The following is a 23,274-nucleotide window of genomic DNA, read 5'->3' as shown; positions in this document are numbered from 1 at the left end:
TCGCCGAAACTATCCGTGATCGGCTGGTAGCCAGAGATGTACCAATCGTTCACCACGAAGGCCCGGTCGAGCCAAGTGCGCCCCTCAATCAACACGGCCTCCCGCACCTCTGCCGAGACCCGGGTGCCGAGGGCGCGCACATCTTCGAAAAGGCGCACATTGGTCGAGACGCGCAGGTCATCTAGGAAAAGCGTCGCCGTGCCCTGCCTGTCCCCACCGGTCACCGCATTGAGATACACGAGGTCATTGATCGTATCGATAAAGTCGAGGTTGCGGTTCAACAGCATCCCGCCGACCAAGACCCCCTGCCTGCCGTCCAAGTTAACCGGGCTCGCGGCGTGAACCACCATGCCGCGATCTTCAATCTTTCGGTCCGTGGGCACGGCGGCGGGCGTATCAATCACCGGGACCTGCGCGCGAAGCACGAGGGCGTCGTTCAACCTTGTCAGCCGTGCGTTGCTGAATACATCGATCTCCGCTCCGCTTTGACCACGCGCGGCGCGGGCGATCACCGGCCAATCCTCTCCGTCTTCGACGGCGACGTCGATGGGGAGGAATTGCAGAAAATCCAATCCCAGCCGGTCCTGTGTTACAGCAAAGAAAGCCGCTTGTTCTGCCGTCGGGCTATCAAGCTGCCGGGCGAATTCAACGGACCCCGCGACGGCGTCCAACTCATTCCCCGTCTGCGCCAACAACCGCGCGAGATACTGGTTGGCGATCCTCAGCTCGCTTTCAACATTCGCGATGAGGACTTCGTCATAATCTGCCGTCCAGCGGGACATGCCCAGAACCAACAGAAGCGGCATCAGCACAATGAGCGGTGTGAGCGCGAGGATAAGCAGGCGGAGGCGAACAGAGGTCATGGGTTTTCCCGGAGAGCTTCACCTAAGTTAGCCGTTGCGCCTAAGAGGGTGAAGCATATGGAGGGATTTTGCCCGCTATAAGGCTCAATTTCTCAAATTGCCAGGCGCCATTTAACCTAAGCTACTGTAAAACCTATGCTTTTCGAATTGTCAGCTGACAATTTCGTCGGTTTGCCAAGGCTGAGACCATCGGACCAAGGGAAAAGGCACCATTTCGGGCCATCTGCGTCAAACGCCTCAGATAAGCTCCGGGGCTACGGATTGTCGCGGCTTTCTCAAGCAAGCAGAGCACCGTTACCGCAGCGCTCTCCGCGCCCATGTCTCGTTTTGCCTCATTTAACACAGGCGGGTCAATCCCCAGCATCGGTGCAATCCGGTCTCCGACCCGCACAAGGTCTCCCCAGTTTCCCATCGCATCCGGGAAAAAACTGCGAGCCTCTGTGCAGGCGTCCACGACATCCGCGAATGATACGCCTTCTTCTTTCTCAGAATAATCAGGTTCGGCTTTGTCAGCCGTACGAGAGGCCATATCACCGTTGCCGAGCTCTTCAGAGTCAAAATAGGATTTATCTGAATCCTGTATGTGCCGCTCATTTTCGCCGTCGTTGGCGCTCATTTGATCCGTAAGCGGGGCAGGGGGGACGGGTGCTGTTTCGCCTACAGGTTCTTTTCCACGGGCATTTTCAAGGCTCCCGCGCAGCGCCTTCTCAAGCTGAGACAACGCCATTTCATCCGGTTTGCGCCGCAGAACCCGGCCCGCCTCATCAGCCAATCCCTCGCCGCAACCCTCACGGATCAGCGCATGGCGGAGGACCAGCACGCGGTCCCTCAGCGCCTGCAAGCGCTCCTGCTCTGCCTCGGCTGCTTGAGCTGCCGTCTCAATCATCGTTGCCTGAACCACAAGAGGGGCGAGGTCAAAGCCAAAGGCCAGCGCAATCGCGCCACCTTGGTTTCGCGCAAAACGCTTTCGGTTCGGGCTATCATGCCGCGCAATCAGCCCCACACGGACCAACTGCGCCAGATGCCGCCTTAGAGTGCTCTCGGGCATGCCATGCAGCCGTTCAGAAAGTCGGGCGTTCGAAGCGAATACAATGCCTGCCGCGCCATCTGGAATATGCCGGCTTGGTAGGAAACTCAGCAAAGCCTTCAATACGGTAAGAGTGCGGTGCGACAGCTCAAAGGCCTCTGCCGCGGTTGTCAGCCGGTCGAGCAAAGCCCATTTGTCCGGCCCCTTGCATTCCACTTGGGTAGCCGATTTAGGCCGCCCGAACGCAGTTCGGAACGTGTTTTTCATTTAAAATCACGAAAGACAACAAAATACCGGCCCTATCCCAGCGGGTAGAGTTGACATCGATAAATCTTTGGGGCTATCTCGAAGGTGCAAAGTTTGAGAAGGGCCTTCCGGGATTTATCCTGGGGGGCTTTTCTTTTGTGGTCTTGGATGTGCCTCCTGTTGCTACTTCCTCAATGTCTCACGCGCGGGTCTTCTGCCAGCGGTCGTGAATCTCCTGCAAAAGCTCTTCTGCATGGGCATCGAGCCATTTATCAAAACCCTCCGCTGCGCGGGCGGGCACGGTGACCGTGACACCGCGTTTGCCGCTGCGAATGTCCGCCAGTGCTTTGCCATCTCGGCTCCGCAGCGTTCGGGGCTTTGCTGATGGGGCAGGGGAGGCGGCTGACTTTTCTGGGATCGCTGAGGCCTCGGCGAAAATCGCCTCAAACCGTTCATCCGAGGTGAACCTTTCCCAATCGGGCCGCGCCATTCGTTTTACTGCCCGTTCTTTCGCGCTCGGTTGTTCAAACAACTTGACCAGCGCCATCCAGCGATCACGCCCGATGGATGGCGCCGACCCGATCTGCCGCAGAAAGGGCAAAGCGAACGCATGGCCGACCTTAAGCATCCGGCTGACCATTGGCAGGTCGATCGAAAGCGCATCCGCAATTGTCTGCCGGTCATGCCCCCCCGCATCGAGCTGAGCCGCAAAACTCGCTTTCTCGATGAAAGAGAGATCCTGACGGGCCGTGTTCTCTTGGCCCTGCGCCATTACCAAAGCGTGGTCATCCAATTGACGCACCATCGCTTTAACCGGCATCCCAAGCGCTTTCAGAGCCTGAAGTCGCCGCCGCCCGTAGACAATCTCGAACCGTCCCGGGGTTTCCGGATGCGGCCGAACCAGAACCGGGACCTGCTGGCCATAGGTCTTTAGACTGTCATGAAGCTGTTTTTGTGACTGCGTATCAGTCCCTAAGCGGTCTTCGATGCCGGCCATATCAATCAGGCTGCCGTCCAATTCTTGAACTGCATTCTCTTGCATCCGGTTCAGTGAGGACTGAAGCGCCCCAACAGCCCCGCGGGGCATAAGGCTAGGCTTGTTCCGGCTCTTATTCGGCTCTAACACGGGTGTTTTCGGCGGCTCCGTCTTTGGAGATTTCGCCGGAGCAGATGATAGAATACCTTTACGTGCCATTACCGCCCCCATGCTTTTTGGATCATGCTTTCGATCTCATCATTCACAAGATTGAGTGAATCCACCGCGCGGTCATAGGTCGTCCGATGAAACTGCGACCGGTCAACCTCATAGATTGTCTGATGGGTTAGTCCCGCGTCAGAAATCGCGGTGGATTTCAGCATCGGGGCCACCATGACTTCCTCGTCAAAGAGTTGCCGCAAAAAGGATAGAACCTGCTGCTGCGGCCCGTCATTCGGCTCGTAACGATTGATGAGGAAGCGCAGGAAGTCGAACTCCATGCTTGCCCCCGCGTTAGAGACGACATCGAGCAGATCGGCGCTCATCTGAAGGAATTGCGACATCGATGCGACGTCGAGCATATTCGGAACCACTGTGATCAACACACCCGTCGAGGCGCAGAGCGCCGACATGGTCAGATAGCCCAATTGCGGCGGACAATCGAAGATCACCACGTCGTAATTCTGCTCTACGTCCTGCAAGGATGTCGCCAAACGCGCGAAAAACGGTGGTTGCGTATTGTTAAGCAGTGCCTGAGGCGTTTCGTGCTCGAACTCCTGCAGCATCAAGCCGCCCGGGGCCAAATCAATGCCCGTAAAGAAGGTGTTTTGGATCACATTGGCCAAGGGCACGGGATCATCATAGCGGATCGCATCGTAGATGGTGCCGGAGTTCAGGAAATCATACTCAGGCCGATAGCCAAACAGCGTTGTTAGAGACGCTTGAGGGTCGATATCGACACAGAGCACGCGATAGCCTTTAAGGGCCAGCCGCTGTGCCGCGTGGATCGCGCTCGTGGTTTTGCCGCTACCGCCCTTGAAGTTCAAAAAGGACAAAACTTGCAGTTTGTCCCCTTCACGACGGCCGCGTTGATAGGCGCCGCGGGTTTTAGCGGTGGATTCCAATGTCCGTCGGATCGACAGTAGATCGTCCGCCCTATAGTGCCGCCGCCCGCCCGGGCTGGTCTGGACATCGACGATCTTATTGTCGAAATGGAGTTTGCGAAGGAAGCTCGTGGAAATGCCAAGCAATTCAGCCGCTTCCCCGGCGGAGAACCGGCGCAACTCCTTGCGCGCGTCGGGCGCAAAGACCTTCAGCATGTGACTTTCCAACGCCTCGGAAAGCGTTTCCGCATTACGGCGGATCCGTGTATTGATGTGTACCGTGTCCGTCACATCTGCCCTCGCTCTCAGTAACGCTATTATTCGGTAGCGCTTTTGTTTCCGTTACTTAATGCGATTGGAGCGAAGCTTGCAATAGATTCTTGCGGAAGGAGAGGGTAAGGCGGCATTAATTATCTGGCCAAACGCAAAGATAGAATGTCCCACTCGACAGAAGTGACTGTAGATAAACAATAAAACTATTCTTGCGGCAAAAGGCCCTCGCCAACCACGAGTTAACCCCACGCGCACGTCCGCTCCCCCTTGTTAGAGCCACATCCTTCCTTTCGCGGGAATCACAGGTGGGTCAACTTGACCTTCTGTCCTTCTGAGCGAGGTAAAATCAAAGCCAGCCTGTCTTCCTAGGTAATTTCACGCCCATAGACTCTGGCGCCCGAAGGATAGTCCTGACACTCTGCGCGGGCGATGGGGCCGCGGGCTCCTATTCGGGGGAGGCCTCCGCGAGATGGTCGATATTTGGAGCGGTATGACGCAGGCCTTTTGGCTTGTCTTTACCTTCGATGCCGAGCTGGTGGAGATCGCCGGCCGGTCTCTTCGTGTCACCCTCTTTGCTTTGGCTGTCGCCTGCCTGATCGCACTGCCCCTCGCCGCTTTGGTCGCCGTCAAACGGTTCCGCGCAAGGCGGTTGGTCATTGCCATATTGAACGCGCTCATGGGGCTGCCGCCGGTCGTGGTGGGGCTGATCGTCTATGTGGTTCTCTCCCGTTCCGGGCCGCTTGGGGTGTTCGGACTGCTCTTCACCCCCCCGGCGATGATCATCGCGCAGGTGATCATTATCGTGCCGCTGATCGCTTCCATCGCGCATCAGTCGATCCGTGAGCTTTGGCAGGAATATCATGACCTTCTGATTTCGATGAATGTCACGCAGGGCCAGAAAATACGGACACTGCTCTGGGACTCGCGCCGCGCGTTGCTGACTGCGGCACTTGCGGGGTTTGGCCGCGCGATTGGTGAGGTCGGAGCGATCATGATCGTCGGCGGCAATATCGACCATGCGACGCGTGTGTTGACCACGGCCATCGCGCTTGAAACCGGGAAGGGGGAGTTCGCCCTCGCGCTCGCCCTTGGGTTTGTGCTGATCGGGCTTGCGGTGGCGGTGAACCTCGCCATCCATTGGCTGGGCCGGACGGAGCGGGAGGGCCGGTGGTGACGCAACTTTTCCCGATGCAAACCAAAGCGATCGAAAGCCGCAGGCGGGGGCAGCGGCTGGTCGGGCCGATCGATCTGACGCTGGACGGGCAGGGCGCTACGGTTGTGATGGGGCCGAACGGCGCAGGGAAGACCACGCTGCTACAGCTGCTGCACGGCACCGCCCGGCTCTCGGCCGGAGAGATCGAGTGGGCTTGCTCGACCGAGGAGGCGCGGCATCACCAAGCATTTGTCTTTCAGCGCCCGGTCATGCTGCGGCGGACGGTGCTTGAGAACCTCATCTACCCCTTGCTCCTGCGCGGCGTGTCAAAGGCCCACGCTCGAAAAGAAGCCGAGGAATGGGCCAACCGCGTCGGGTTAGAGCCGCTTTTGGGCCGCGCGGCCCCGGTGCTCTCGGGCGGTGAGCAGCAAAAGCTGGCCCTTGCCCGTGCACTGATCTGCAAACCCAAATTGCTGTTTCTGGATGAGCCCTGTGCCGCATTGGACGGGCGCGCGACGCGAGAGATCGAGGCGATTTTGCAATCGGCGAAATCGACCGGCACGCGGCTGATCCTATCGACACATGACCTTGGCCAGGCCCGTCGCTTGGCCGATGACGTGTTGTTTTTGCTGGGGGGCCGTCTGCATGAGGCCGGTCCCGCAAATGTGTTTTTCAACCGACCTGAGACCGCAGAGGCTCAGGCATTTCTAAGAGGAGATATCGTAGAATGAAACATTGGATGATCGGCGCAATTTCCGCGCTGGCGATGAGCAGTGCCGCGCAGGCCGCGGATGTGATGAAGATGGCGGTGACCACCTCGTTCAACAACTCGGGCCTTGCGGACGTGCTCCTGCCCGAGATCGCGGCGGACCTCGATCTGGACGTTCAACTGTTGGTCGTCGGCACCGGCCAAGCGATCAAACTGGGCGAGGCGGGCGACGTGGATGCGATCCTCGTCCATTCGCGCAAGGCGGAGGAAGCCTTTGTCGAGGGCGGCTTTGGCAGCCACCGGACCGAGATCATGTATAACGATTTCGTCTTCATCGGGCCGAAAGACGATCCGGCGAGCATTGAAGGGTCTGAGGCGGCCACGGCTGCCTTGGGCGCAATCGCCGAGGCGGAGACTGCCTTCGTGAGCCGGGGGGACGACAGCGGCACCCATAAGAAGGAACTGTCGCTCTGGGCCGAAGCGGGCCTTGACCCGGCGACGTTTGGGGATTGGTACAACGCTGTCGGCGCGGGCATGGGCGCCGCGCTAAACACCGCGTCGGGGATGCCCGCCTATGTCATGTCAGACCGCGCGAGCTGGCTGAACTTCGGAAACAAAGGCGATCTGGCGCTGCTCTACGCGGGCGATCCGGTTCTGTTTAACCAATATGCCTATCTGCCGGTGAATCCCGAAATGCATGGGCATGTGAAAAACGAACTGGCCTTGAAGTTGGAGGATTGGCTGACATCAGACCGCGCGAAAACCTTGATTAATGACTACAAGATCAACGGTGAGACGCTCTTTGTCTTCAACGCGGCAGACGCTGAATAGCCTTTGTTAGAGACCATCCGCGCCTGCCGGGGCGCGGGTGGTTCATTCGGGCAGATCGCCGTGGATGGCGAATTGCTCGAGCCCCGCGTCCTGCGGCTGGATCATGCGGAAGCTTTCGCGCACGCCCGCCTCGGTCAACTCGCGCGCCACGGTGAGCAGGCAATTGGGCGCGTGGTCGGCGCAGAGATCGGCCATCTGCGCAAGTTCCTCTTTCGCCACGGGGCGCGCGGCATCGACCGAGGGCGCGCCGTAGTATGTCACGAAATGCTGCGCCAGCAGTGCGGCGAGGGTCTCGACCTCGGCCTCTTCGATCTGCGTGACGGCGACGAAGGTGACGCGGCCGAAGGTCTCTAGCCCAAGCCAGCCGTTGGCGAAGGCTTGGCGCGCCTTGCCGGTCAGATCGCCTTCGGTCCAGTCGGAGAACTCGAAACCGCCCGAGATGCACCATTCGCCGGTGCGGGCGGGGGAGGCGAAGACGTTGCGGTCGCTTTCGTCGAAATGGATCGCGCGGGCGAGTTTCAGGGTCATGGGGCGGGCTCCAATAGGGTGGTGAGCGGGATGAGACGGGTGGTCTCTCCGTCGCGCAGTAACATGCCGAAATCCTCGTCGACACCGATGAATGTACCGCTTTGGCCCTGCACGGTCACCTGCGTGTCGAGGTTGAAGACCAGCCCGCGCCATTCATTATGCAGCGCTTTCGGGCCGAGGTCTTCCCAGCGGTTGATCCAATGCATGCTGTGCCGCGCCCAGGATTCCACGAGGGCAGGGGGCTGGACCTCGGCGCAGCCTTCGGCATAAAGCGCGGTTTGATCGGGGGTAAGACCAGTTTGAGTCATCTTGGGATCGTCGGCGGGGTAGAGCGGCAGGGTGAAGCCCACGACGAGCCAGTCGGGCACCGTCTCAGCGTCACTCGTGGACGCCACCATGCGAAAGCGGCCACAGGAAGCGCAGTTAAGGCGGATGCCGCCGTCCCAGTCGAGCTGCACCGCCACCTCAGGCGGCGACAGCGCGCCGAGTGCATTTTGGAAGCCCACCCCGCAGAGCGGCAGCATCGCCACGGCGCGCGCCAGCGGCACCTCGGGGGCGAAGACCAGCGCGGCCTCGATCTCCGTCTCGCCCAACCGGTAGCAAATCAGCCCCGCGTCGCAGCCCTCGGCCGCGCGGGCGCAGGCGGCGGCGAGGGCATCGCCCGTCACCGCCTCGCCCGACATCAACGGGGGAAAGGACAGGTCTTCGCTCATGCCGCGCCGCTGTCGACCAATGTCTTGGCGATGACGTGGAAAGCCGCGGCCTGCTTGCTGTCGGGCTGGCTCACGGTGATCGGCGCGCCGCCGTCGGAGGCAAGACGGATCTGCAGGTCGAGCGGCACCTCGGCGAGCAGCGGCACGCCCCATTTCTCGGCTTCGGAGGCGACACCGCCGTGACCGAAGACATGTTCCTCGTGACCGCAGTTCGAGCAGACATGGGTCGACATGTTCTCGATCATGCCGAGGATCGGCACCTTGAGTTGGTTGAACATGTCGATGCCCTTACGGGCGTCGATCAGGGCCACATCCTGCGGGGTAGAGACGATCACCGCGCCGTCGACCTGCGCCTTTTGCGCCAGCGTCATCTGCACGTCGCCGGTGCCCGGCGGCAGGTCCACGATCAGCACGTCGAGCGCGCCCCATTGCACCTGCGTCATCATCTGCTGCAGCGCGCCCATCAGCATCGGCCCGCGCCAGACCACGGCCTGATCCTCGTTCGTCATGAGCCCGATCGACATCATGGTGACGCCGTGGTTGCGCATCGGCAGGATGGTCTTGCCATCGGGCGAGGCCGGACGGCCCGAAACGCCGAGCATCCGCGGCTGGCTGGGGCCGTAGACATCGGCATCGAGCAGGCCAACCCGCCGGCCTTGCGCGGCAAGCGCACAGGCGAGGTTCGCCGAAACCGTGGATTTGCCCACGCCGCCCTTGCCCGAGGCCACGGCGATGATCCGCTCCACACCGGGGATCTTCTGCGGGCCCGAAGGCTCCGCTTTGCGCTGCGGCTTGAGGTCCGGGGGCGGAGCCTTCTCGCTGTGGCCGGTCAGCACGATGGAGACCTTCGAGACCCCCTCGACCTGTGCCAGCGCGGCTTCAGCCTGCGCCTTGGCCTCCTCGTAGGCCTTGGCCTGCGCGGGCGGAATTTCCATCACGAAACGCACCGCGCCCGCGGCGTCCACGTTGAGCGCGCGCATCACGCCGCTGGCCACGATATCGGTGCCCGTGGCCGGATCGGTCACGGTCTTCAAGGCGGTCAGGACCGCGTCTCTGCTGGCAGTCACGTCGCTTATGCCTCGTCCTTGTCCGCGCCGGCGATGGTGCCGTCGATGGTATGTTCCAGACCCAGTTCGGGGATCGAGATCACGGCCTTTACCGGGAAGGTTTTGCCGCTCGTGTCATGCTCGCGCATGGCCTTTTCGATGGCCTGTTGCGAGGTCACGCCGACCTGCTTGAGAAACTTGCGCATCGACATGTTGAAGTCTTCGCTCATGGGGGGCTCCTGTGCTTGAGGGCGGCCTAGTGGTCGCGCCGTTTGGAGAGGTAATCGTCGGTGGTGCGGGGACGGGGGCGATCGCCGCCTGTCATCGGGTTATTGGTGCTGTGATACTGCGCATTGATGCGGCAGTCATCGCACATCTGGATCATCCGCAGCTTGGCCTCGTCGGCAAACATGGAATGGCTGCGCAGCTTGTCGGTGATCCGCTCGACGGTGGATTTCACGCCGAAGAGGCTGCCGCATTCCACGCAGGCAAAGGGTTCTTCCTCGTTAAGCACACGCTGGCTCAGCGCCGCCTCGGTCAGGTCGAGGCGCGGCGCGAGGGTGATGGCATCCTCGGGGCAGACATTGGCGCAGAGGCCGCATTGCAGGCAGGCGTCCTCCTGAAAGCGCAGCTGCGGCAGGTCCGGGTTATCGCCAAGCGCCCCCGAGGGGCAGAGCGAGACGCAGGAAAGGCAGAGCGTGCAGGCGTCCTTGTCCACGAGCACGGCACCGTAGGGGGCGCCGGCGGGCAGGTCCAGCACCTCGGCTTCGGGGTTCAGCGCGCGCGCGGATTGGCGGGCAATCTGGCGGCGGCTGCCCATGGGGCGCACCGGCTGGGCGACGGGGGCAGAGGCCGCGCCATCGTAGAGGATGTCGGTCAGCGCCTCGGGGTCGGGCGTGTCGATGAGGGACATCCGCGCCTCGCCCGCGATGGCGCGGGCCAGCGCGGTCTGGGTCTCGATGGCATCCCGGTCGGCCTTGGGGCCGAGGAGCAGCGAGACTTGGGCGAAACCGGCGGCGAGGGCGGCAAGCGCTTCGGCATGGCCGAAGGCGGCGAGCGCGTCGAGCTCTATCGGCACCACGTCCGCCGGCAGGCCGCGGCCGTGGCGCGCGGCGAGGCGGATCATCTCGGCGCCGTGGGCATCGTGGACTAGCAGGCGCGGTGCTTCGCCGCCCGCTTCGAGATAGGCGCGCGCCAGCGTCTGGACCCGGCGCATGGTGAAATCCACCGGCGGCGCATCATAGCTGATCGCGCCTGAGGGGCAGGCAGAGGAACAGGCGCCGCAGCCCGCACAGATCATCGGATCGACGGTGACGTGATCGCCGTCGGGCGTGATCGCGCCGGTGGGGCAGAGGTCGAGGCAGGCAGTGCAGCCTGTTTGCCCGGCGCGGGAATGGGCGCAGAGCAGCGGCTCGGTGCGGACATAGAGCGGCTGCTCGAAGGTGCCGGTCAGATGCGAGGCCGCCAGGATAGCAGCGGCGACAGCGGGCGGATGGCCGGGATCGGCGCGCAGGTAGCCTTCGCGTTTTTCGTGCGCCGGGAAAAGCGGGGTCTCGCCGCGCAGATCGAGGATGATGTCGCATTGGCTGCGGGCGCCGTTGCGCGGCTCGGTCCAGTTCAGCGGACCACGGCCGCGCGGATCGACCTGCCGCAGCGCGTCGATCACCAGCTCGAACTGGCCGAGCGCTCCCTTGGCGCGGCGCAGTTTGCCTGAGATGAGGTCGAAGTCGCGGACCTCGGGCAGATTGTCTTCGGCCTCAGTCACCGCATCGTCCATCAGAAGCGTGACGCTGAGGTGGTCCTTGAGCTGCGCCGCCGCCTCCAGCGCTGCCGGGCCGCGCCCTATGATCAGGCAGAGCCCTTCGGAGGCAACATCGATGGTTTTCTCAGCTGGAACGTCCAACAGCGCTTCCGTCGCGAGGGCGGACATTTTGGGTAGTTTGTCCCGGGGGTCATCGGACCATCCGGCCCGGTCGCGCAGGTCCAACAGGGGGGCAGGGGGCAGGCCCAATTCCTCGGCCAATTCGGTAAAGACCCGCTCTTCTTGGGTGCAGCATAAAATCGCATCGCCCGCGGTGAGCGCCTTGGCCGCGCGGTCGATCTGGGTGGTGCAAAGGGCCGAACAGGGGGGGGAGACCGCCAAACCGCTACGCTCGGCCAATGCATCGGAATCGATACGCTGCGACCCTGCGCAATCGCATGTTATCAATGTCTTGGCCATGAATTTTCCCTTATCTCGCCCGTCAATCCGCGGCCTCTCCGGCGGCGGCTGAGGCCCCAAGCTAGACGGGATTTGCCACCCCCTACAACCGAAATTCGCCCCGCGACCGCGTCGCGACAGGGGCGATCGGCGGGGCGGCGCGGCTCCTTGCCGCCCGGGTGATTCGATATCGGCGATTTGTCGGTTTTCCGATCAAAATACTCAAGTTAGACAAATAGGCCGAGGCGCCATTGACGGGCAGAACCGGCGGGCCATCTTGTCTCGAAAGCCGGGTTTTTCGGGCCTCGGCGCGGATTAGCGCTTCCCCCGGACCGGGCTTTCCGGCGAAAGTCTTCGAAACGGAGGAGCGACTTGATTCACAACCCGACAATGTATCGGACGATGCCCTTGGGCATTGTACTGCGGCGCGCGCCGGGTGTGACCCGTTGGGCCAAGTGGAGCTGGAAAGCGACCGCCGTGCTGCCCGGTGCGGAAAAGGCGGATTGGCGTGAGCTGCGCCGCGAGGGTGAGACCGTCGAATACCACGCCGCGACCCTTAAGCTGGAGCTCCACGGCGCCGAGACCGAGGCCTATGTGCACGGGCTGGGCGCGGATGTGCCATGTGTCTATGTCGTGATGCGCCCCATTCCCGGTGCGACAGACCGACCCTTCAAACTCGCCCTCGTCACGGCCTCGCCCTATGAGGCGCAGGACTATTGCGACAGCGCCGAAGAGGTCGTGGAAAAGGTCGCGATGACGCCGGGGCTGATCGCATGGGTGCAGGAATTCGTCGAAGAGTTCCATCAAGAGGAAGCCTTCGTCAAACGCCGCCGGGATCGTCTGCGCACCGATCGCAAGCAAGACGGTATCGGCGACCCGCGCATTGAAAAGCCCGCCGACATCTACGCCTCGCCCGCGTTGAAACGAAAGCGTCTGGCATGAGCGGTTTCTGGCAAAAGCGCCGCGCTGCCGTCGCCGCCGAGGCGGAGGCCGAAGCGCGGCTTCACGAAGCCCGCGCCGCCGCCGCCGAAGAGGCCGCACTGGCCGAGCGCAGCGATGATGATCTGCTGGCCGAGTTCGACCTGCCCGCGCCCGAGGATCTGGTAAGCGGCGAACAGCTGCGTGCCTTTCTCAAGGCGCAACTGCCGCAACGGCTCAAGACCCGTGCGCTGCGCAGTTTTTGGAAAACCAATCCGGTGCTCGCCTGCCTCGACGGGTTGAACGACTATGACGACGATTACACCGCGGCGGCCACCGCTGGAAAGCCGGTCAACACGATCTACAAAGTGGGCCGGGGCATGGTCGCTAAGGTCGAAGAGGTGCTGACCGCCGAAGCTGACGCGCCGGAAGAGGCTGTTGAGGCAGAAGCGCCCGCGCTGGCGCCGACCCATGATGTCGTCGTGCCGGGCCCGCGGCGCACCGAAACGGCTCTGGCTCAAGACGCGCCTTACGAGGCGCAGACGGTGACCCCCGAAGAAGACGCCGAGGCGCAGCCTGCGCCGACCCACCGCCGCATGCGGTTTCACTTCGCCAGCGATCTGGCACAGGACATGGAAGGTAGCAGCGCATGACCCAATTGGCCGCGACGCCCCTGCCCGAAGAAGACCGCCTGCGCGCGGACCTCTACAACTTCATGGGGCTTATCCTTTCCGGCCCGCCGGATCAGATCCTGCTGGATCAATGTGCCGCCCTGTCGGGCGACGACAGCGAATTGGGGCAGGGGTTCAAAGCGCTCTCCAAACTGGCCGCCAAGACCAAACCCGCAGGCGCCGAGAGCGAGTTCAACCGGCTCTTTATCGGTTTGGGCCGGGGCGAACTGTTGCCCTATGCCAGCTTCTACCTCACCGGCTTTCTCAACGAAAAGCCGCTGGCAGCGCTGCGCCAAGACATGGTCGCCCGCGGGTTGGAGCGGGCGGCGAATGTGTTCGAGCCCGAAGACAACATCGCCTCATTGATGGAGATGATGGGCGCGATGATCGCAGGCCGTTTCTCGGCCCCCGCCACGGTGGCGCAGCAAAAGACATTCTTTAACCGGCATATCGCCCCTTGGGCCGGGCATTTCTTTGCCGACCTAGAAGGCGCGAAAAACTCGGTCTTTTACGCCCCGGTGGGCAAGATTGGCCGCGCCTTCATGCAGATCGAGGCCGAAGCTTTCCGGCTGAGCAAAGACGACTAGACCAAGCGGGATGAGACAGGCGGGGCCGCGCGCCCCTGAACAAGAGACGTAACAGGAGAGAGAAGATGACACGCAAGCCAGAGGGAACCACCGACACAGCCGTTCGCAAGGATCGGCGCGACTTCCTGAAATTCGCGGGCAGCGCCGGGCCTTTGGCCGCCGTCGCCGTGGCCACCACCGGGACCGAGGCCGAAGCGGCCAAGGCGCCCGACCTGTCGTCGGACCGTATTCAAGACACCGAACACACGCGGGCCTATTACGCCGCTGCGCGGTTCTGACCAGATAACCGGGGCGCGGCCCCGAAAATTGGCAGGGCGACAACGCCCGCCGTTCAATAGCCACCTCAGGCGGGGCCAGCCCGCGCATAGGGAGTGAAGATATGTTGAGGAAAAAGACCAATGGGGTCGCGCGGTCTGCGCAGCGGACAGGCATCATGTCCGATGTGGCGCGCAGCGGTATTGACCGGCGCGCGTTCCTGCGCGGCTCGGGACTTGCCATCGGTGGACTTGCCGCAATCGCGGGCTCCGCGGGCAGCGTGCAACAGGCCAGCGCCGCCACCGCCGCTGTCAGCGGCAAGATGGAAGTCAAGAAATCCGTCTGCACCCATTGCTCGGTCGGTTGTACCGTCATCGCCGAAGTGTCGGACGGTGTTTGGCTGGGTCAGGAGCCCGGCTGGGACAGCCCCTTCAACCTCGGCGCGCATTGCGCCAAGGGCGCTTCGGTCCGTGAGCACGCCCATGGTGAGCGTCGCCTGAAGTACCCGATGAAGAAAGTCGGCGGTGAATGGCAGCGCATCTCTTGGGAGCAGGCGATCAACGAGATCGGCGACAAGATGCTGTCGATCCGTGACACCTCTGGTCCGGATTCTGTCTACTGGCTCGGTTCGGCGAAACACTCCAACGAACAGGCCTACCTGTTCCGCAAGTTCGCGGCTTACTGGGGTACCAACAACGTCGACCACCAAGCGCGGATTTGTCACTCCACCACCGTGGCGGGCGTGGCGAACACATGGGGCTACGGCGCCATGACCAACAGCTACAATGACATCCACAAGTCCAAGGCGATCTTCATAATCGGCGGCAACCCCGCCGAGGCGCACCCCGTCTCGCTCCAGCACGTGCTGAAGGCGAAAGAGGAAAACAACGCGTCGCTCATCGTTTGCGACCCGCGCTTCACCCGCACCGCTGCCCACGCGGATGAGTATGTGCGCATGCGCCCCGGTTCGGACGTGGCACTGGTTTGGGGCCTTCTCTACCACATCTTCGAGAACGGCTGGGAGGATGAGGAATTCATCCGCACCCGCGTCTGGGGCATGGATGAGATCCGCAAGGAAGTCGCCAACTGGACGCCGGACGAGGTCGAGCGCGTCACCGGCGTGCCCGGCTCCCAGCTTGAGCGTGTCGCGCGCACGCTGGCCAACCACCGTCCCGGCACCGTGATCTGGTGCATGGGTGGCACACAGCACACCAACGGCAACAACAACACCCGTGCCTACTGCATCCTGCAGCTGGCCCTTGGCAACATGGGCACCGCGGGCGGCGGCACCAACATCTTCCGCGGCCACGACAACGTGCAGGGTGCCACTGACCTTGGCGTTCTGGCCGACACGCTGCCGGGTTACTACGGTCTGTCCGATGGCTCTTGGGCGCATTGGGCGCGCGTTTGGGGTGAGGATCTGGAGTGGATCCAGAGCCGTTTCGCCGCTTGGACCGATGGCGCAGGCGAAGAGCAGCGCATGATCAACCTCACCGGCATCCCGGTATCGCGTTGGATCGACGGCGTGCTTGAAGATCGTGAGAACCTCGAACAGCCCGACAACACCAAAGCGATGGTGCTCTGGGGCCACGCGCCGAACTCGCAAACCCGTCAGGGCGAGATGAAAACGGCGATGGAGAAACTCGACCTCTTGGTTGTGGTCGACCCATACCCCACCGTTTCCGCCGTTCTGCATGACCGGACCGAAGACACCTATCTTCTGCCGGCCTGTACGCAGTTTGAAACCTCCGGCTCGGTCACCGCATCGAACCGCTCGCTCCAGTGGCGCGAAAAGGTCGTGGAGCCGCTGTTTGAGAGCCTGCCCGACCACACGATCCTCTATAAGTTCGCCAAGAAGTTCGGCTTTGAAGATCGCATGTTCCGCAACATCGAGGTGAATGGTGAAGAGCCGCTCATCGAGGATCTGACACGCGAGTTCAACAAGGGCATGTGGACCATCGGCTACACCGGGCAGTCGCCCGAGCGGATGAAGATGCACATGCAGAACCAGCATACTTTCGACAAAACCACGCTGCGTGCCGTCGGCGGCCCGGCGGATGGCGATTACTACGGTATGCCGTGGCCCTGCTGGGGCACGCCCGAGATGAAGCACCCCGGCACCGCGAACCTCTACGACATGTCGCTGCCGGTGGCCGATGGTGGCCTGACCTTCCGCGCGCGTTTCGGCGTGGAGCGTGATGGTGAAAACCTGCTGGCCGAGGGCGTTTATTCCAAAGGGTCCGAGATCAAGGATGGCTATCCCGAATTCACCATGCAGATGCTGATGGATCTGGGTTGGGACGGTGACCTGACAGCGGATGAGCGCCGCATCATCGAAGCGGTCGCCGGCTACGAAGCGCCACAAAACGCGGATGACGGGCAAGCAGAAGTCGGCGAAACCTCGCAGCAGGGTGAGATCGATTCCGATTATGTGGCCCAAGTCGGCGGCATCAACTGGAAGACCGACCTGTCGGGCGGCATCCAGCGGGTGGCGATCGCGCATGGCTGCGCCCCCTTCGGCAACGCCAAGGCCCGCTGCGTGGTCTGGACCTTCCCCGATCCGGTGCCGAAACACCGCGAGCCGCTTTATTCCAACCGGCGTGATCTGGTGGCGGATTATCCGACCTATGACGACAAGACCTTCTGGCGGGTGCCGACGCTCTATGCGTCGATCCAAAAGAACGACTTCTCGCAGGAATTCCCGATCATCCTCACATCTGGCCGTCTGGTCGAATATGAGGGCGGCGGGGATGAGACCCGGTCGAACCCATGGCTGGCCGAGCTGCAACAGAACATGTTCATCGAGATCAACACCCGTGACGCCAACAACCTCGGCGTCCGCGACGGGGCGGATGTCTGGGTCGAAGGCCCGGAGGGCGGCAAGATCAAGGTGATGGCCTTGGTCACCGAACGGGTGGGGGAGGGCGTGGCCTTCATGCCCTTCCACTTCGGCGGGCACATGGGCGGCGTCAGCCTGCGGGACAAATACCCCGACGGGGCCGACCCGATCGTGCTGGGCGAAAGCACCAACACCGTGCAGACCTACGGCTACGATTCAGTCACACAAATGCAGGAGACCAAAGCGACTCTCTGCAAGATCATGCCAGCGTAAGGAGACAAGAGAATGGCAAGAGCAAAGTTTCTCTGCGATGCCGAGCGCTGCATTGAATGCAACGCATGTGTCACGGCTTGTAAGAACGAACACGAGGTGCCTTGGGGCATCAACCGCCGCCGCGTGGTGACCATTCAGGACGGCCAGCCGGGCGAACGCTCGATTTCGGTCGCCTGCATGCACTGTTCGGACGCGCCCTGCATGGCGGTCTGCCCGGTGGATTGTTTCTACCAGACCGACGACGGCATCGTGCTGCACTCCAAAGACCTCTGCATCGGCTGCGGCTACTGCTTCTACGCCTGCCCCTTCGGCGCGCCGCAGTACCCGCAGGCCGGCAACTTCGGCAGCCGCGGCAAGATGGACAAATGCACCTTCTGCGCTGGCGGCCCCGAGGAAAACCACAGCCAAGCCGAGTTCCAGAAGTATGGCCGCAACCGGATCGCCGAAGGCAAACTGCCGATCTGCGCCGAGATGTGCTCGACCAAGGCGCTGCTGGCGGGTGACGGGGACATGGTCTCGGACATCTACCGCGAGCGCGTGGTCGCACGCGGCTTCGGCTCCGGCGCTTGGGGCTGGGGCACGGCTTACGAGCAAAAGGGCCAGTAACGGCTTTCGGGGGGCGGCCTGATCGGGCCGTCCCTTTTCTCCATATCTGTCTAGCCGGGGGATTTCCCATGCTGCGCCACCTGATGGCTCTTTTCATTCTCGCCTTGGCCGCGCTGCCGGTCAGCGTCACGGCGCAGGACGTGCGCCTGCCTGAGAACGCGACCCCCTCGGCCATCGACCGCGCCAGCACCGGCGGCGCGCAGAACTTGGCCGATATCGAACGGCGTCAGAACGGCGCAGAGATCGACGATGGGTTCAGGCGCAACAATCTGGGCGGCGATGCGGCCACGGTGCCAAGCCTTGGCCCGCTCGGCGGACGCTCTGACCCTGACCTGTGGCGTGGCATCCGCTATAACGAATTGCCCGTGCGCGTGAGTACGATGAACAAGACGGGCCGCGTCCTTGTTCAAGACAACGGGATGTGGTGGCAGCAATTCCGCGAAGGCCCACTGGCGACCTATGGCGCTTGGCTGCTCGCCGGGACGCTGGCCGTTCTGCTGCTCTTTTACCTTCTGCGAGGCCGGATCCGGATCGAAGGCGGCAAGGTCGGGCGCACCGTCACCCGCTTTAAAGCCATTGAGCGTTTCGCGCATTGGATGCTGGCGGGCTCGTTCATCCTGCTCGCGCTGACGGGCTTGGCCACGCTCTTTGGCCGCAAGGTCGTCATCCCTTTGCTGGGGCATGAGTTCAACTCGACCCTGTTGACCGGGTCGAAGTTCATCCACAACAACGTCTCATGGGCCTTCATGATTGCGCTCGTCATGGTCTTCGTCATGTGGATTTGGCACAATATCCCGAACAAGACCGATTGGGTCTGGATCAAACAGGGCGGCGGTTTCATCGGTGACAAACACCCGCCCGCCAAGAAGTTCAACTTCGGCCAAAAGATCGTCTTCTGGGCCGTGATCCTGCTGGGCTTCTCGGTCTCGCTCTCAGGGCTGTCGCTGCTCTTTCCCTTCGAGATCCAGCTTTTCGGGCATACGTTCAACATCATCAATGACATCGGCATGGCCGAGGCCGCAGGCTTTGGTCCGCTTCAGGGCGATCTGACGCCGCATGCCGAAATGCAATATGCCCAGCTGTGGCACGCGATCATCGGCTTTCTGATGATGGCGGTGATCTTGGGCCATATCTACATCGGGACGCTCGGCATGGAAGGCGCCTTTGACGCCATGGGCGATGGCGAGGTCGATGAGCGTTGGGCCGAACAGCACCATTCGCTCTGGCTCGATGAGGTCAAACAAGACAAACGGACCCCCGCAGAATGACGGGCGGCGGCGTTCAAATCAAAGGAGTCGCGCGATGAAAGCCATGTTGGCAGGGTTCCTGGGCGTCGCGGTGATCGGCGTCGTGGCCTATTTCGGGCTGCATGAGATAGGCTTTTCCTCCGCCGAGGTCTATTCAGGTGAAAACGTCCGGCTGGACTGACACCAAAGAGGCATATCATGGCGGCAGGCGATGAATACGGCGGCACGCTCGAAGGCGCGTCGATCCTTGTGATCGACGACGAACCGGGGATGCGCCATTTCCTCACCAAAATCTTGGAGCCGCGCGTCAAACGCGTGGCCCAAGCGGCTTCCCCGGCGGAGGCCACCAAGCTGTTGGACGAAGCGCATTTCGATGTGGTCGTGTTGGACAATGTGATGCCCGGCAAAACCGGTCTGGAATGGGTCGTCGAGCAGCGCCGCAAGGGGTTCTACGCCGACACGGTCCTGATCACCGCCTATGCTGATCTTGAAACCGCCATTGCCGCGCTGCGGGCAGGCGTCAGTGATTTCGTGCTGAAACCTTTCCGGGCGAACCAGATCCTCGGCGCGGTGTCGCGCACATTGGACCGCAAGAACCTGCGCCGCGACAACACCCTGCTCAGGCGGGAGTTGCAGGGTGGCACGGCGGTGCAAATGCTCGGCAAATCCGAGGCGCTGTCGAAGGTGCGCGGCATGCTCAACCGTCTTGCCCCGGTGCCGACGCCGGTGCTGTTCACCGGTCCCAGCGGCACGGGCAAGGAGTTGGCCGCGCGGCAGTTGCACCAGATGTCCGACCGTGCCGATAACCCCTTCGTCGCGGTGAACTGCGCCGCCATCACGCCGGACCGGATCGTGCCCGAACTCTTTGGCGCGGTGGAGGGGAACGAGACCCTGCAACCGGGGCTGTTCCTCTTGGCCGACGGCGGCACGTTGTTTCTCGACGAAGTGGCGCAGATGCCGGAACAGCTACAGGCGGCGCTTTTGCGGGTGTTGGAAGACCAGCGCATCCGGCCCGACGGGGCAGAGCGGGAGATTCCGCTGAACCTGCGGTTCCTGTTCGCCACCAACGCCGACCTGCCCAAGGCGGTGGAAGAAGGGCGTTTCCGCGCCGACCTCTATCACCGCATGAACGTGGTTGAAGTCGCGATGCCGCCGCTCAAGGACCGGTCTGAGGATATCGTCGAACTGGCAGCGATGTTCATGCAGCAGTTTTCGACCGCGCTCGGCATGCCCGCGCTGCGCTTGGATGCGGAGACTTTGCTGAAATTGCGCCGTTACGACTGGCCGGGGAATGTGCGCGAATTGCGAAACCTCATCGAACGGTCGGTGATCCTTGGCAGCCTGCCCGAAGCCTTTGCGGGCCATGGCGCGGTCGATGGGCCGCGGGCGATCGAAGACCTGGAACTGGTCACGCAGCGCCATATGCTGCACATCCTTGATCTGTCGAACGGCAACCGGGCCGAAGCCGCGCGCCGCTTGGGCGTGTCGCGCAAAACCGTAGACCGCAAGCTCGCCGCTTGGGCCGCCGAAGGGTTGGATATCGAGACGCTTTGACGGGTTAAAGCTATGCGAAACGAGCATATTCGTTCCGCATGTGGGGAATCTGCTTCGGATTCGCAGAATACCATTCTGTCACCTGCGCTGTGGTAGGGAGGATGTCCCTGCCGGGGTCGCTCACCTAGACCCGTTATTCCATCTGAACCGATCCTGCCCGTCAAACGTTCCTGTTTCAGCGACGGTGTTGAAGCGGGCGGCGCCCGGTGACATCTGAAGCGCAAGCGTTAGAGGAGTAAATTCAATGCTGAAACAGATCGTTACCGCCACCGCGCTCGCCGCGGTCACCGGCACCGCAGCCTTTGCCCAAGACAATGACACGCTCCGCGTCGGCATGTCGGGCGGCTATTTCCCCTTCACCTTTGTGAAGCAGGACGTGCTTCAGGGTTTTGAAGTCGATGTCATGAACGCCGTTGGCGAAGAGGCGGGTTTCGAGGTCGAGTTCGAGACCATGGCATTCTCCGGCCTGATCGGCGCGTTGGACGCGGGCCGCATTGATACGATCGCCAACCAGATCACCATCACGCCCGAGCGTCAGGAGAAGTTCGCCTTTACCGCGCCGTATGTCTTTGACGGTGCGCAGGTCGTGACCAAAGAGGGCAACGAAGAGATCGGCGGCGTCGAAGACCTGCGCGGCAAAACCGTTGCGGTGAACCTTGGGTCGAACTTCGAGCAGCTTTTGAACGAACTTGCCTTCGCCGATGAGATCGAGATCAAGACCTATGAGTCCAACATTGCCCAAGATACCGCGCTTGGCCGGGTCGATGCCTTTGTGATGGACCGGGTTTCTTCGGCGCAGCTCATTCAGGAAAGCCCCCTGCCGCTGCAACTGGCGGGCAAGCCTTTCTCCGAGATCCGCAACGCCCTGCCGTTCCAAGACAATAACGAAGGCCGCGCGCTGCGTGACCGTGTCGACACTGCGCTGGAATCCCTGCGCGAAGACGGTACACTGGCCGAAATCTCGGACAAGTGGTTCGGCACAGACATCACCAAAGCGGAGTAACCCATGCGGGCGCTAGACCTTGACTACATGCTGGGGCTGGTGCCCGTCATATTGGGCTACGTACCGCTGACCTTGTTCATGGCGGTGGCGGGGATGGTGTTCGCACTCATCCTTGCCTCGCTTTTGGCGGTCGAACGGGTTGTGAAAGTGCCCGTGCTCGACTGGTTCGTGATCGTTTTCATCAGCTTCTTCCGCGGCACGCCGCTGCTGGTGCAACTGTTTCTCTTCTACTTCGGTCTGCCGCAGGTGCTGTCGTTCCTGACCAATATCAGCGGTGTGACTGCCGCCATCATGGGGCTGACCCTGCATTTTGCCGCCTATATGGCCGAAAGCATCCGCGCCGCGATCATGGGGGTGGACCGCAGCCAATGGGAGGCCGCCCAGTCCATCGGCATGACCCAAGGTCAGATGATGTGGCGGATCATCCTGCCACAGGCCGCCCGGATCGCCGCGCCGACGTTGGTGAATTATTTCATCGACATGATCAAAGGCACCTCGCTCGCCTTTACCCTCGGCGTGACCGAGATGATGGGCGCCGCGCAGAAAGAAGCCGCCGGGAGCTTCCTCTATTTCGAGGCCTATCTCGTGGTCGCCATGATCTATTGGGTCATCGTCGAAGCGCTAAGCCAAGTGCAAAAGCGGCTTGAAACCTATCTGAATAAGGCGTTCGTGCGATGATTGATATCACTGGCCTGACCAAAGATTTCGGCGGCGCGCCGGTTCTGAACGGCATTGATTTGCAGATTGCCGAGGGCGAGCGCGTGGTCGTGATTGGCCCCTCGGGCACCGGCAAGTCGACCCTGTTGCGCTGCCTCAATTTTCTCGACGTGCCGCAAGAGGGGGTCATTCGCATTGGCGATGTGACTGTCGATGCCGCCAAGGCGCGCAAAGCCGATATTCTAGCGCTGCGCCGCCGGACGGCGATGGTGTTCCAGAACTACGCGCTTTTCGCCAATAAGACGGCGAAAGAGAACATCATGGAAGCGCTCGTGACGGTGCAGAAACGGCCCAAGGCCGAGGCCGAAGAACGCGCGCTCTCGGTTCTGGCTGAGACCGGCTTGGCCGATAAGGCCGACAGTTTTCCGGCGGCGTTGTCTGGCGGGCAGCAACAGCGCGTTGGCATCGGTCGTGCCATGGCGCTCGGGGCGGAACTGATGTTGTTCGACGAGCCGACCTCGGCGCTCGACCCGGAATGGGTGGGGGAGGTGCTCGACCTGATGCGCGCGGTGGCCGAGCGGAAGCAGACCATGCTGATCGTGACCCATGAAATGCAGTTCGCGCGGGAGATCGCAGATCGGGTGATCTTTATGGACGGCGGGAAGATTGTAGAGAGCGGTGCCCCGTCGGAGATTTTTGGCGCGCCGAAGGATGCGCGTTTGCAGAAGTTCTTGAAACGGGTCGAGGGGTAGGGGCCGATTTTGCCAGCGGGGCCCGGAATCAAGCCGCAGGCGCCGGGCCATCGCCTGCCCGCCCGGACGGGTAGGCGATTTGGTGAGGCTGGGTGCAACCTCGCGAAAGCACATCATGGCTGAGGGATAAAGTGGCAGCATCTAGCGTTTGATCGCCGACCCGCGGGCAGGCGATGGCCCTCGATCTTCTTCTCCAAACGCAAAAAGGCCCGCCGATGGCGGGCCTTTCCGTTTAAACCTGACG

General features: G+C 62.0%; 24 protein-coding genes. 15 read left to right on the top strand and 9 right to left on the bottom strand.

The window, feature by feature from the left end; all coding sequences use genetic code 11:
- The 4 genes from ACGYLA_RS18240 to repA form a co-directional block, all read right to left on the bottom strand.
- Positions 1-863: cache domain-containing protein (locus ACGYLA_RS18240; protein ID WP_394434359.1), on the bottom strand; the 863-nt coding region annotated here is incomplete at its 3' end.
- A 133-nt stretch (positions 864-996) separates the two neighbouring features.
- Positions 997-2,157, bottom strand: coding sequence for a plasmid replication protein RepC (gene repC, locus ACGYLA_RS18235; protein ID WP_394434357.1), 1,161 nt, complete (start codon positions 2,155-2,157; stop codon positions 997-999).
- 178 nt (positions 2,158-2,335) lie between these two features.
- Positions 2,336-3,331: a plasmid partitioning protein RepB gene (gene repB, locus ACGYLA_RS18230; protein ID WP_394434355.1), complete on the bottom strand. Its 996-nt coding sequence runs from the start codon at positions 3,329-3,331 to the stop codon at positions 2,336-2,338.
- Positions 3,331-4,506, bottom strand: coding sequence for a plasmid partitioning protein RepA (gene repA, locus ACGYLA_RS18225; protein ID WP_394434353.1), 1,176 nt, complete (start codon positions 4,504-4,506; stop codon positions 3,331-3,333). Before repA ends, repB begins: the two co-directional genes overlap by 1 nt.
- 451 nt (positions 4,507-4,957) lie before the next feature.
- Here repA and ACGYLA_RS18220 point away from each other — a divergent pair, with 451 nt between their 5' ends.
- From ACGYLA_RS18220 to ACGYLA_RS18210, 3 genes are read left to right on the top strand one after another with little or no spacing between them, the layout of a single operon-like run.
- Positions 4,958-5,662, top strand: a complete 705-nt coding sequence (locus ACGYLA_RS18220; protein WP_394434351.1) for an ABC transporter permease — start codon at positions 4,958-4,960, stop codon at positions 5,660-5,662.
- Positions 5,659-6,372, top strand: coding sequence for an energy-coupling factor ABC transporter ATP-binding protein (locus ACGYLA_RS18215; protein ID WP_394434349.1), 714 nt, complete (start codon positions 5,659-5,661; stop codon positions 6,370-6,372). The genes ACGYLA_RS18220 and ACGYLA_RS18215 overlap by 4 nt, the downstream gene beginning before the upstream one ends.
- A complete protein-coding gene (locus tag ACGYLA_RS18210) occupies positions 6,369-7,181 on the top strand; it encodes a substrate-binding domain-containing protein (protein ID WP_394434347.1) in 813 nt (270 codons plus the stop codon). The genes ACGYLA_RS18215 and ACGYLA_RS18210 overlap by 4 nt, the downstream gene beginning before the upstream one ends.
- A 42-nt stretch (positions 7,182-7,223) precedes the next feature.
- On the opposite strand, the gene ACGYLA_RS18205 is transcribed toward ACGYLA_RS18210, so the two are convergent.
- From ACGYLA_RS18205 to ACGYLA_RS18185, 5 genes are read right to left on the bottom strand one after another with little or no spacing between them, the layout of a single operon-like run.
- Entirely contained in the window at positions 7,224-7,709 is a 486-nt protein-coding gene (locus ACGYLA_RS18205) for a DUF6505 family protein (RefSeq protein WP_394434344.1), read from the bottom strand.
- Positions 7,706-8,422, bottom strand: a complete 717-nt coding sequence (locus ACGYLA_RS18200; protein WP_394434342.1) for a DUF4444 domain-containing protein — start codon at positions 8,420-8,422, stop codon at positions 7,706-7,708. The genes ACGYLA_RS18205 and ACGYLA_RS18200 overlap by 4 nt, the downstream gene beginning before the upstream one ends.
- On the bottom strand, positions 8,419-9,489 hold the full coding sequence (gene apbC / locus ACGYLA_RS18195) for an iron-sulfur cluster carrier protein ApbC (protein ID WP_394434340.1): 1,071 nt from the start codon (positions 9,487-9,489) through the stop codon (positions 8,419-8,421). The genes ACGYLA_RS18200 and apbC overlap by 4 nt, the downstream gene beginning before the upstream one ends.
- A 5-nt stretch (positions 9,490-9,494) precedes the next feature.
- Positions 9,495-9,698, bottom strand: a complete 204-nt coding sequence (locus ACGYLA_RS18190; RefSeq protein ID WP_394434338.1) for a DUF6494 family protein — start codon at positions 9,696-9,698, stop codon at positions 9,495-9,497.
- A gap of 26 nt (positions 9,699-9,724) precedes the next feature.
- Positions 9,725-11,689, bottom strand: a complete 1,965-nt coding sequence (locus ACGYLA_RS18185) for a 4Fe-4S binding protein (RefSeq protein ID WP_394434336.1) — start codon at positions 11,687-11,689, stop codon at positions 9,725-9,727.
- Between the two features lie 381 nt (positions 11,690-12,070).
- Here ACGYLA_RS18185 and ACGYLA_RS18180 point away from each other — a divergent pair, with 381 nt between their 5' ends.
- The 12 genes from ACGYLA_RS18180 (at position 12,071) to ACGYLA_RS18125 (ending at position 23,030) form a co-directional block, all read left to right on the top strand.
- Positions 12,071-12,610, top strand: coding sequence for a DUF3305 domain-containing protein (locus ACGYLA_RS18180; protein WP_067266595.1), 540 nt, complete (start codon positions 12,071-12,073; stop codon positions 12,608-12,610).
- A complete protein-coding gene (locus ACGYLA_RS18175; protein WP_209219220.1) occupies positions 12,607-13,239 on the top strand; it encodes a DUF3306 domain-containing protein in 633 nt (210 codons plus the stop codon). Before ACGYLA_RS18180 ends, ACGYLA_RS18175 begins: the two co-directional genes overlap by 4 nt.
- Complete coding sequence (locus ACGYLA_RS18170) at positions 13,236-13,844, top strand: molecular chaperone (protein WP_067266571.1); 609 nt, start codon at positions 13,236-13,238, stop codon at positions 13,842-13,844. The genes ACGYLA_RS18175 and ACGYLA_RS18170 overlap by 4 nt, the downstream gene beginning before the upstream one ends.
- A gap of 65 nt (positions 13,845-13,909) precedes the next feature.
- Positions 13,910-14,122: a twin-arginine translocation signal domain-containing protein gene (locus tag ACGYLA_RS18165; protein ID WP_394434333.1), complete on the top strand. Its 213-nt coding sequence runs from the start codon at positions 13,910-13,912 to the stop codon at positions 14,120-14,122.
- A 101-nt stretch (positions 14,123-14,223) separates the two neighbouring features.
- Positions 14,224-17,211, top strand: a complete 2,988-nt coding sequence (locus tag ACGYLA_RS18160) for a formate dehydrogenase subunit alpha (protein WP_394434331.1) — start codon at positions 14,224-14,226, stop codon at positions 17,209-17,211.
- A gap of 12 nt (positions 17,212-17,223) precedes the next feature.
- A complete protein-coding gene (gene fdh3B / locus ACGYLA_RS18155) occupies positions 17,224-17,817 on the top strand; it encodes a formate dehydrogenase FDH3 subunit beta (RefSeq protein WP_067266580.1) in 594 nt (197 codons plus the stop codon).
- 68 nt (positions 17,818-17,885) lie between these two features.
- Positions 17,886-19,085: a formate dehydrogenase subunit gamma gene (locus ACGYLA_RS18150; RefSeq protein ID WP_394434329.1), complete on the top strand. Its 1,200-nt coding sequence runs from the start codon at positions 17,886-17,888 to the stop codon at positions 19,083-19,085.
- 34 nt (positions 19,086-19,119) lie between these two features.
- Positions 19,120-19,245 (top strand): hypothetical protein, encoded by a 126-nt coding sequence (locus ACGYLA_RS18145; RefSeq protein ID WP_259950196.1) that lies wholly within the window; start codon positions 19,120-19,122, stop codon positions 19,243-19,245.
- A 17-nt stretch (positions 19,246-19,262) separates the two neighbouring features.
- Positions 19,263-20,618, top strand: coding sequence for a sigma-54 dependent transcriptional regulator (locus ACGYLA_RS18140; RefSeq protein ID WP_067266584.1), 1,356 nt, complete (start codon positions 19,263-19,265; stop codon positions 20,616-20,618).
- A 244-nt stretch (positions 20,619-20,862) separates the two neighbouring features.
- Positions 20,863-21,621 carry an amino acid ABC transporter substrate-binding protein gene (locus ACGYLA_RS18135; protein ID WP_394434327.1) on the top strand — a complete coding sequence of 253 codons (759 nt, stop codon included), beginning with the start codon at positions 20,863-20,865 and terminating at the stop codon, positions 21,619-21,621.
- Positions 21,622-21,624: 3 nt separating this feature from the next.
- Complete coding sequence (locus ACGYLA_RS18130; protein ID WP_322329781.1) at positions 21,625-22,299, top strand: amino acid ABC transporter permease; 675 nt, start codon at positions 21,625-21,627, stop codon at positions 22,297-22,299.
- Entirely contained in the window at positions 22,296-23,030 is a 735-nt protein-coding gene (locus ACGYLA_RS18125; RefSeq protein WP_394419364.1) for an amino acid ABC transporter ATP-binding protein, read from the top strand. The genes ACGYLA_RS18130 and ACGYLA_RS18125 overlap by 4 nt, the downstream gene beginning before the upstream one ends.
- The last annotated feature ends 244 nt before the right edge of the window (positions 23,031-23,274 follow it).

The sequence above is a fragment of the Sulfitobacter sp. 1A13679 genome, assembly GCF_043557115.1.
Classification (GTDB): Bacteria; Pseudomonadota; Alphaproteobacteria; order Rhodobacterales; family Rhodobacteraceae; genus Sulfitobacter; species Sulfitobacter faviae.
The sequence above is the reverse complement of the archived record's forward strand: the minus strand, read 5'-3'. Positions and strand labels throughout refer to the sequence as shown.